This is a genomic window from Streptomyces sp. NPDC056128 (genome assembly GCF_042263835.1).
Taxonomy (GTDB): Bacteria; Actinomycetota; Actinomycetes; order Streptomycetales; family Streptomycetaceae; genus Streptomyces.
Genome location: NZ_JBHJVQ010000060.1, coordinates 1 through 9,369, shown reverse-complemented (window position 1 = coordinate 9,369; position 9,369 = coordinate 1). Strand labels below are relative to the sequence as shown.

Below are 9,369 nucleotides of genomic sequence, written 5' to 3'. Positions count from 1 at the left end.
TCGACCACGGAAGTGGCCGCATCCACCAGGGCCGTGTCGTTCCAGTCCTCCAGCACCGCCGACCGCTCCGCCGACGCCAGCACGTCGAGACCGTCGACCGGGAACGAGGTGCGCTCGGGTACGCCCGCGAGTGCCGCGGCCCGCTCCAGTACCCGGACGAAGCGTTCCGGCTGCGCCGCCGGCTCCCCGGCCTCCAGCAGACCCCGGTTGACGTCGAAATCAACGAGGAGCGGCCCATCGGCGGTACGCGTGTAGGTGGAGATCGACAGACCCTCGATGCGCCTCTTGGAGATGTTGTGGGCGGTGACGGGATGGCCACCGAAAGTGAGCGAGTAGTCGAAGGTCATGACGTTGACGACCGGCCGGACGCCGCCCGCTCGGCGCAGGTATTCGCCGCGGAACCGCTGGCGCGGGAGCACGCTTCGCACCCGTTCGGCGGTGTGCCGCAGCAGTTCGGGAAGGAGCATGCCGGGGGGCAGGGTGAGCGTGAGGGGAACGCCGTTCATCATCATCGCCGGGGTGCTCCGGGCGAGCGGCGTGGTGCGGGCGGTAACGGGGAGTTCCATGGCCGCGCACCGGGTACCGGAGGTGGCCTGGAGGTGGCGGCCGGTCAACGCGATGAGCAGCCGGGACAGGCTGACACCGGACTCCGCGGACAGGGAGCGCAGGGCACGGGTGACGTCGGCTGGAACGGTGGTGGTGGAACGCTCGAAGTCCGACGCGCCCGAGAGCGGGGGCCAGGTGCTGTGCTCGCGGGCCGGGTCGGCGTCGCGTTCCGCCTGCCAGAACGCCTCGTCCTGTGCGAACCGGGCGGAGGAGTCGTACTCCTTCTCCTCGACGAGGAGCTCGCCGATCGTGCCGGCCCGGCGTTCCGGCGCCACTTCGCCGCTGATCGCGGCCGTGTACAGCTCGGCGACCCGGCGCGCGAACAAGGCCGCCCCGAAGCCGTCCATCACGATGTGGTGGTAGCCGTGGTACCAGAGGTGGCGGTCCGGGGCGAGTCTGAACAGCGCGAAGGAGAAGGCGCGTTCCTTGAGCAGATCGGGGACCCGGCCCAGGTCCTCGTCCATCCACTGTTCGGCGGCGGTGCGCGGGTCGGGCAGTGCGCTGAGGTCGGCGACGTGGAGGTCCGCGTCCACGTGCGGGACGACGTACTGCATCGGGCCGTCGGCCGACGCGGTGAACTTCAGCCGCAGAGTGTCACTTTCGTCGACGGCCTGCTGCAGGGCGGCCCGGAAGGCGATGGTGTCGACCGGCCCGTGGATCTCCAGGTACTCGCCCGGTCGGAAGAGGGGCTCGCCCGGGGCCAGTTTCTGCGCGTACCAGATGCCGGACTGCGCGGCCAGCAGCGGCAGCAGCGAGTTGCTCATTCCGATGTCTCCCACCATGGCGAGTAGCCGCCCGTTCGTCGATAGCCGGCGCCGGGTGTGCAGCGGAATCGCCGGCCTTCCGGACGGCACGGCCGATTCCGGCACCGTGACGGGAAGTCTTGTCGTCCGATCACGCGAGCACCACGCGGACGGGTTGTCAGGACGTCGCCCCGGCAACTAGCTGCCAGAGCAGCTGGGGTTCCGGCAGAAGGCAACGGAGGGCGGGGGGCGTCGACGCTGTGCTTACGGCGCGGTGACGGATGTCGACGCAGCGGCTCCGCTCTGCTTCATCGGGAGGGTGGATGTGGTCGGTTTGCGGCGCGGGCTCTACTGGTGCTCGTTCAGCGCTGGCCGGTCCACACCAGCCACACCATCGTCAAGGAGTGACAAGTGATTGCGTGCCCTGAGTGCGAGGCGTCGGTCGTCGTCGGCGATGCGCCACGGGTGAGTGAGATCGTCGAATGCGGCGACTGCTCCACCGAGCTGGAGATCCTCACGGTGGAGCCGCTGCAGGTGGCTCTTGCCCCCGAGATCGAAGAGGACTGGGGCGAGTGACGGCGGGCGGTGCGGGAGCCTCCTTCGCGATGGTGGTCTCCCGGGTCCGCACGGACGAGAAGCGGATACTCGACGCGTTCGACCGGCGCGGGCTGCGGTGCGAGGTCATCGACAGCCGCCGGTTCTGGCAGGCGCTCGACGCGGATCCCGTGCCGCCCTCCGGCCGGGCGCGGCCCCGCCACGTCGTGCTGAACCGTGAGATCGGGCACGCACGGGCGCTGTACGCGGCGCGCGCGCTGGAGTCCGCGAACGCGGTGGTCATCAACTCGGCGGCCTCGACAGAGGTGTGCGGGGACAAGTACCGCACGTCGCTGGCGCTGCAGGAGGCCGGCCTGCCCACCCCCCGGACAGCCCTCGCGCTGACGCCCGAGGCGGCGTTGGACGCGTTGGAGGCGATCGGCTATCCGGCCGTGGTGAAGCCGCTCACCGGGTCGTGGGGGCGGCTCGTGAGCCGGCTGCCGGACCGGGAGGCGGCCGAGACGGTCATGGAGTACATCGCGGCGCTGCCGGGGCCGTCCTCGCACCTGGTGTACGTGCAGGAGCTGGTCGCGAAACCGGACCGGGACATCCGGGTCGTGGTCGTGGGCGGCCGGGTCCTGGGCGCGGTGTACCGGCGTGGCGGCGGATGGCGCACCAATGTCGCCCAGGGGGCGGAGACGGTGCGCTGCACGGTGACGGCGGAGATCGAAAAGCTGGCGGTAGAGGCGGCCCGGTGTGTCGAGGCGGACATCGCGGGGGTGGACCTCGTCGAGGACGGCGACGGCGCGCTGTCCGTCCTGGAAGTCAATGCCGGCGTGGAGTTCACCGGATTCCAGCGTGCTCTCGGCGACACGGTGCCGGTGGCCGATGCCGTCCTGGACCATCTCAAGGAAAGGGCAGCCTCATGCTGAGAGCGGCCATCGGCGGGGCCTCCGGCTACATCGGCGGGGAACTCCTGCGCCTACTGCTCGGCCACCCGAACGTCGAGGTGGCAGCCGTGTCGTCCGACAGTCTCGCGGGCCGGCGGGTCGACGGGGCCCACCCGAACCTGCGGGGCCGTTCGGAGCTGCGGTTCGTCGCCCACGAGCGGCTCGGTGCGGACGGTGCCCGCTATGACGTGCTCTTCCTGGCCATGCCGCACACCCGGACCATGCTGAGGATGCCGCAGTACCTGGCCCTGGCCGACGTGGTGGTGGACCTGTCGGGGGACTTCCGGCTACGTGACCCGGACGTCTACGAGACGTACTACGGGGTTCCGCACGCCCAGACCGCGCTGATCCCGGAGTTCACGACCGGGCTACCCGAGTGGCACCGCAAGGAGTTGGCCGGCAGTGACCGCATCTCGGTCCCCGGCTGCATGGCGGCGGCCGGGATCCTCGCGGTGCGGCCGGTCGTCGAGGCCGGGCTGGTGCACGGCACGGTCCGGCTGGACGCGCGGACCGGGTCCAGCGGCTCCGGAGTGTCGGCCGGCCCGGCCAACCTGCACGCCGAACGCAGTGGTGCGATGCGGGTGTTCGCCCCGACGAGCCACCGCCACGAGGCGGAGATCGCGCAGGCCACCGGCCTGCCCGTGCGGATGTCCGCGACCGGGGTGGAGGCGGTGCGCGGGGTGCAGGTGGTGGCGCGGGCCCGGCTGGTGCAGGGCGCGACCGAGGCCGATGTGCGTGCCGCGTTCCGCTCCGCCTACCAGGACGAGCCGTTCGTGCGTGTGGTGGCGCACAAGAGGGGCGCCTACCGGCTCCCCGAGCCGAAGATCCTCTCCGGGGCGAACTTCTGCGACGTCGGCTTCGCCCTTTCGGAGCGGAGCGACGAGGTGGTCCTCGTCGGGGCGCTCGACAACCTCGTCAAAGGTGGCGCGGGCAATGCGGTCCAGTGCCTGAACGTGCGGTTCGGCTGGCCGGAGGAGTCCGGGCTGGAGTTCACCGGCCTGCACCCCAACTAGTACGTCCGCCCGGCCCGAGGCGGGAACCGAGCAAGTGCCGACGCAGGAGCCGAGGAAACAGGCGATGGGACAGAAGACGATCGTGGTCAAGTGCGGGGGCAACGCCGCCGTGGACCAGGCGGCCGTGTGCCGGGACGTGGCCGCGCTGGCGGCCGAGGGGTGGGGCGTCGTCCTCGTGCACGGCGGGTCCGCCGACATCGATGTGCTCGCCGAACGCATGGGACTGCGGCAGCGGAGACTGACCGCCCCCGACGGCGTGTCGACCCGCTACACCGACGAACCCACACTGCGGGTGCTGCACATGGCGCTCGCGGGTGTGACCAAACCGCGTCTGGTCACGGAACTCGCCGCGGCCGGGGTGTCCGCCGTCGGCCTCACCGGCGTCGACGGCGGGCTGCTGCGGGCCCGCCGCAAGACGGCGCACCGGGCGATGGTCGACGGCCGCCCCCAGGTGGTCAGGGACCAGCACAGCGGGCGGGTGACCTCGGTCAACACGAGCCTGCTGCGGAGTCTGCTGGCCGACGGCCACACCCCGGTGGTGTCCCCGCCGGCACTCGCCGAGGACTGCCGCCCAGTGAACGCGGACGCCGACCGGGTGGCGGCGGCCGTCGCCGCCGCTCTGGAAGCCGACGCTCTGGTGCTCCTGACCGGCGCTGCCGGTGTCCTCGCCGATCCCGCGGACGAGACCTCCGTCCTGGCCGAGTGCCCGGTCTCCCTCGACGCGCCTCCGCCGCTCACCGGCGGCGGCATGGGCCTGAAGCTGGTGGCCGCCCGTGAGGCGCTGGCCGGCGGCGTGCGGCGGGTACTGGTCGGGGACGGCCGCGTTGCCGACCCCGTCCACTCCGCGCTCGCCCTCGGCGTCACCCGGATCGTCCTCGATACGACCGTCACGAACGGAGCGTCCCGATGACCAGGCCCCTCACCGCGCCCTGTGCTGCCGTGGCCTGCCCGGAACCGTACGCGATCGGCCTGTTGCGCAGCATGCTGCGGATCCCGTCTCCCTCGTACGGGGAGGCCCCGCTCGCCCGGCACCTCGTCACCGCGATGACCGAGCTGGGGTTCACCTCGGCCCGGGTGGACAAGACGGGCAACGCCGTCGGCGAGATCGTCCGCGGGGACGGTCCCACCGTGATGCTGATCGGGCACATGGACACCGTCAGCGGCGACGTTCCCGTACGCGTGGAGGGAGACCGTCTGTACGGGCGCGGCGCAGTGGACGCGAAGGGCCCGCTGGCGACCATGATCTGCGCCGCGGTGAACTCCACCGGCTTCCGCGGCCGACTGGTGGTGGTCGGCGCCGTCGAGGAGGAGACCCCGGGATCTCGGGGCGCCGTGTTCGTCCGGGAGACCCACCGGCGTCCGGACGCCCTGGTCGTCGGTGAGCCGAGCGGCTGGAACACGGTGGTCCTCGGGTACAAGGGCAAGCTGGACCTGCGCTACCGGGTGGAGTGCCCGGCGACGCACCCCAGCAGCCCGGCCCCACAGGCCGCCGAACAGGTCGCGGCGGGCTGGCACACCCTGCTCTCCGTGCTCGGCTCGGACCCCGCCGACCCGCGCTCGGGCGGTTTCGACCAGCCCACCGCGACCCTGGTGTCAGTCGTGGGGGATCCGGTGGCCGCCGAAGCCGAGTACAGCATCCGCACGCCGCTGGGCTACGACACCGGCGGGCTGGTCGCCGAGCTCCGGCGCCGGCTGGTCCCGCAGGGCACCCTGGAGGTCGTAGGCGCCGTGGCCGCCTGCCGTACCGGGGTCGGTGACCCGGTGGTGCGGTCCCTGTCTGCGGCGATCCGTGCCCGCGGGGCCAAGCCTCGCATGAAGGTCAAGTCCGGCACTTCCGACATGAACACGCTCGCCGAGGAGTGGCGGGTCCCGATGGCCACGTACGGGCCCGGGGACAGTTCCCTCGACCATGCCGACGACGAGCACATCGTGCTCTCCGAGTACCTCCATGGCATCGGTGTCCTCGCGTCGGCACTGGAGGACATCGGGCAGCGGCTCGGCACCGAACGTGGGACCGACGCGTCCGCCCGGAACACGGCGGTCGCCACAGAAGGCGGCGAACGATGACCACGACCACACCCCCGCAGACCGTCCACCCGGACACCGCCGTACCGGACGCGATGCTGCGCGAACACGCACACCGAGCGCGGCGGCGCGTCGCGCAGATGTGCGCCAACCCGGAGGGCGGCCACCTGGGCGGCTCGGTGTCCATGGCGGAGATCCTCGCCACCCTCTACCACGCGGTGCTGCGCGTCGACCCGGATGCTCCCGACGCCCCGGACCGGGACGTCCTCATCCTCAGCAAGGGGCACGGAGCGCTGGGACTCTACGCCGCTCTCGCCGGCCGCGGCTTCTTCCCCGAGGAGCTCCTCTCCGGCTACGGAAGCCCCGACTCGCCGCTCACCGCGCATCCCAATCCGGCGGTCCCGGGAGTAGAGATGCCGACCGGATCCCTGGGCCACGGCCTCGCTCTCGGCGTGGGCACCGCCCTGGACTTCCGCCTGTCCGGCGCCGACCGCCGCTGCTTCGTCCTCCTCGGGGACGGGGAGCTCCAGGAGGGCTCGGTGTGGGAGGCCGCGATGATGGCCAGCGCCCTGGGGCTCGACCGACTGGTCGCCGTCGTCGACGCCAACGGCCTGCAGATCACCGGTCCGGTCAGGGCTGCCATGGGCGAGCCGTGCCTCGCGGACCGGTGGCGCGGATTCGGGTGGGCCGTGCACGAGGTCGACGGGCACGACCCGGGCGAACTCGGTGCCGCGTTCGCCGGCGCGCCGCGCGGTGACGGACTGCCGACAGTGGTGATCGCCCGAACCGTGAAAGGACGCGGCTTCCCCCAGGTCGAGGGGCAGACGCGCAGTCACTACGCACGACTGACGGACCGCCAGGTGAAACGGGCACTGCGGGTGCTCGACAGCGAACAGCAAAGGAGGCCGGTGTCGTGACGGCGATGACGACCGGGGGGCCGGGGACCGTGCGGGACGGGAAAGCGTACGCGGCGGCGCCGCCCGCAGCCGGACCCATGGAGGCTCCCGAGGAGCGGGCCGCGCCCCGCGCAGGGCGGGACATCTACCGGGACGCCCTGGTGGAGCTGATGCGTCGGGACGAGCGCGTTATCTGCCTCGACAGTGACACCGGCCTGTTCAACGGCGTCAAATGGGAGGACGAAGGGGCTCGCTACATCAACGTGGGCATCGCCGAGCAGGGGTTGATGGGTGTCGCGGCCGGGCTCGCGAAGGCCGGCCGCATCCCTTATGTGAACACCATGGCGACTTTCGCCGCGACCCGCGCTCTGGAAGCCGTCAAGCTCGACATCGCCTTGAACGACCTGCCCGTGCGTATCGTCGCGACACACGGCGGCCTCTCCGCGGGCCACCTCGGGTCGACCCACCACTCGCTGGAGGACCTCGGCGTGATGCGCATGCTTCCGAACATGACCGTGGTCACGCCCGCCGACGGGCCGTCCACACGGGAACTCCTCTCCCAGGCACACCCGCTTCCCGGACCGGTGTACGTCAGGCTCGGGCGCAAGGCCACTCCGGATCTCACCCAGGACGTCCCGCCGGTTGTCCTCGGCCATGCGCAGCACCTCCGCGAAGGCGCGGACGCCACCCTCGTCGCGGTGGGTGCCCTGCCGGTCCTGACGGCCCTGGACGCGGCGGCCCAGCTGGCGGAGGAGGACATTGAAGTGACTGTCCTCAACATGCACAGCGTCAAGCCTCTCGACACGGAGGCCCTGCTGGCCGCGGCGCGCAAGCCGGGGGGCATCGTGACCGTCGAGGAGCACTGGGCGGCCGGGGGGCTCGGATCCGCGGTGGCAGAGGCCGTCTGCCGTTCGGGGGCCGGCTGCCCGGTACGGCTCGTGGCCGTCGGGGACCACTTCGCCTCCGGCACCGGTGACCACGGGCATCTGCTGTCCCGGAACGGAATCACGGCGGACGCGGTCGTCGCGCATGTCAGAGCCTCCTTGCGTGCGAAGCCTTCCCACTGACGGCCGTCTCATTTCCCGAGAATGGGTGGCCCAGGTAGCCAAGTGGCGCTATCGTGCGTGCTGTTTGGCCTGGCCAAGCATTCCGTTCGGCCCACCCAGCTCTTCGGACACTGCTCCCGCCGCTCTGGCCGACGTGGACCGAATTGCCGCGCACTCCCCCCATTCGGAATGATCAGGTGCCGGAGTAAATCCGACCGCGGCGCGCCGGCCCCCCACATCTGTCCTGCCGTTCGCGCTTTCTCTTTCGAATGAATAGGCACCAGATGTACGTCGTGCAAGCCCATATGGAGTATCTCGACGCATCCGACGCCGAGACCATCAGGCACCGGCTGCTCGAACATGCCACCGAGGACCACTACCTGCAGCACGTCTACGTACAGTGCGAGGGAACGCGTGTCAGTGCCGTGTTCTTCCTCCTGGCACCCGATCTCGCGCGCGCCGAGAACGCGGCGCGGGCACTCTGCCACCTGGACCTGTACCCGGAACCGGCCTCTTCCAGGGGCCGGTTGCTGTCCAGCACGGGCACGTTCGCATCATCCTTCGGCCCGTACTGGCCCGGGGAGCCGCGGACAGGAGGCTGACCCGCCGTCCCGTTGGCGCATCCCCCTGACAACGAGTTGCCGTGACAGGACCCTGTCGCCAAAACCCCTTCAACACCTCCTCTCCGGTTGCCGAGAATGCAGTCATCAGCGGGAAACACACCCGCAAACCAAGCAACCTCGGGAGAACCCCAGATGCCTGCCGTTCAGAAGCTGTTCGCCGTGCGCACCGCCGTCGTCGTCACCACGGCCTTCGCGACGCTCACGACGCTGTCCCAGTCGCTTGAACGAGGCCACCAGTCCACGGTCTCCACGGTGGCTACCACGTCCGTCACCGACGCGAAGGACAACAACGGCTGGGACTGACCGGCTGAACCCTGGGTAGCGCTCACACCCCCGCCCCCGCCTTCTCTTCCCTTTTCGGCGTTCATCGCCCGGCACTCTCACTTTCAGGCGAACACTGCCCGGTCGGCATCCATGCGTGTGACAAGTGCAACCGGATTCCTCGTGTTGCCTACCAACGTATGGAGTTTTGATGATTCCTCTGTCGTTTGCGCAGCGTCGGCTGTGGTTCCTGGGTCGGTTCGGTGCGGCGGGTTCGGCGTACAACATGCCGTTGGTGGTCCGGTTGAAGGGTGTGCTGGACGAGGCGGCTTTGCGGGCGGCCGTCGGTGACGTTGCGGACCGGCATGAGGTGCTGCGGACGGTGATCCGGGAGAGTGAGGGGGAGCCGTTCCAGGACATCCGGCCGCCGGGAGAGCCTGTTCCGTTTGCGACTGTGGCCTGTGCGGAGGGTGAGCTGGCGCAGCGGCTGGGTCAGGCGTCCCGGCACGTGTTCGACCTTGCCGGGGAAATCCCCCTGCGGGTGACCCTCTTCTCCGTCGCCGACGGTGAGTGGGTACTGCTGGTGCTGATGCACCACATCGCCTCCGACGGCTGGTCCACCACCCCGTTCCTGCGGGATCTCGGACAGGCGTACACCGCGCGTCTGGAGGG

At 70.7% G+C, this 9,369-nt stretch carries 11 protein-coding genes; 10 read left to right on the top strand and 1 reads right to left on the bottom strand.

Annotated elements, in window-relative coordinates; all coding sequences use genetic code 11:
* Positions 1 to 1,370, bottom strand: a 1,370-nt coding sequence (locus ACFC1X_RS40385; protein ID WP_376364645.1) for a condensation domain-containing protein, incomplete at its 3' end; no start/stop codon positions are given.
* A gap of 390 nt (positions 1,371 to 1,760) precedes the next feature.
* Between ACFC1X_RS40385 and ACFC1X_RS40380 the strand changes: the two genes are divergently transcribed.
* The 10 genes from ACFC1X_RS40380 to ACFC1X_RS40335 all read left to right on the top strand — a co-directional run.
* Positions 1,761 to 1,925: a lysine biosynthesis protein LysW gene (locus tag ACFC1X_RS40380; RefSeq protein ID WP_376364642.1), complete on the top strand. Its 165-nt coding sequence runs from the start codon at positions 1,761 to 1,763 to the stop codon at positions 1,923 to 1,925.
* Entirely contained in the window at positions 1,922 to 2,815 is an 894-nt protein-coding gene (locus ACFC1X_RS40375) for a RimK family alpha-L-glutamate ligase (RefSeq protein ID WP_376364639.1), read from the top strand. The genes ACFC1X_RS40380 and ACFC1X_RS40375 overlap by 4 nt, the downstream gene beginning before the upstream one ends.
* The gene (gene argC, locus ACFC1X_RS40370; RefSeq protein WP_376364636.1) at positions 2,809 to 3,846 is read left to right on the top strand and encodes an N-acetyl-gamma-glutamyl-phosphate reductase; all 1,038 of its coding nucleotides are present in this window, start codon (positions 2,809 to 2,811) and stop codon (positions 3,844 to 3,846) included. The genes ACFC1X_RS40375 and argC overlap by 7 nt, the downstream gene beginning before the upstream one ends.
* A gap of 64 nt (positions 3,847 to 3,910) precedes the next feature.
* The gene (locus tag ACFC1X_RS40365) at positions 3,911 to 4,756 is read left to right on the top strand and encodes a [LysW]-aminoadipate kinase (protein ID WP_376364633.1); all 846 of its coding nucleotides are present in this window, start codon (positions 3,911 to 3,913) and stop codon (positions 4,754 to 4,756) included.
* The gene (locus ACFC1X_RS40360) at positions 4,753 to 5,913 is read left to right on the top strand and encodes a M20/M25/M40 family metallo-hydrolase (protein WP_376364630.1); all 1,161 of its coding nucleotides are present in this window, start codon (positions 4,753 to 4,755) and stop codon (positions 5,911 to 5,913) included. The genes ACFC1X_RS40365 and ACFC1X_RS40360 overlap by 4 nt, the downstream gene beginning before the upstream one ends.
* Positions 5,910 to 6,788, top strand: a complete 879-nt coding sequence (locus ACFC1X_RS40355) for a transketolase (RefSeq protein ID WP_376364628.1) — start codon at positions 5,910 to 5,912, stop codon at positions 6,786 to 6,788. Before ACFC1X_RS40360 ends, ACFC1X_RS40355 begins: the two co-directional genes overlap by 4 nt.
* Positions 6,789 to 6,793: 5 nt before the next feature.
* On the top strand, positions 6,794 to 7,834 hold the full coding sequence (locus ACFC1X_RS40350) for a transketolase family protein (RefSeq protein WP_376364648.1): 1,041 nt from the start codon (positions 6,794 to 6,796) through the stop codon (positions 7,832 to 7,834).
* Positions 7,835 to 8,097: 263 nt separating this feature from the next.
* Complete coding sequence (locus ACFC1X_RS40345) at positions 8,098 to 8,415, top strand: hypothetical protein (RefSeq protein ID WP_376364625.1); 318 nt, start codon at positions 8,098 to 8,100, stop codon at positions 8,413 to 8,415.
* Positions 8,416 to 8,568: 153 nt separating this feature from the next.
* The gene (locus tag ACFC1X_RS40340; protein ID WP_376364622.1) at positions 8,569 to 8,739 is read left to right on the top strand and encodes a hypothetical protein; all 171 of its coding nucleotides are present in this window, start codon (positions 8,569 to 8,571) and stop codon (positions 8,737 to 8,739) included.
* A 169-nt stretch (positions 8,740 to 8,908) separates the two neighbouring features.
* Positions 8,909 to 9,369, top strand: a 461-nt coding sequence (locus tag ACFC1X_RS40335; protein ID WP_376364620.1) for a condensation domain-containing protein, incomplete at its 3' end; no start/stop codon positions are given.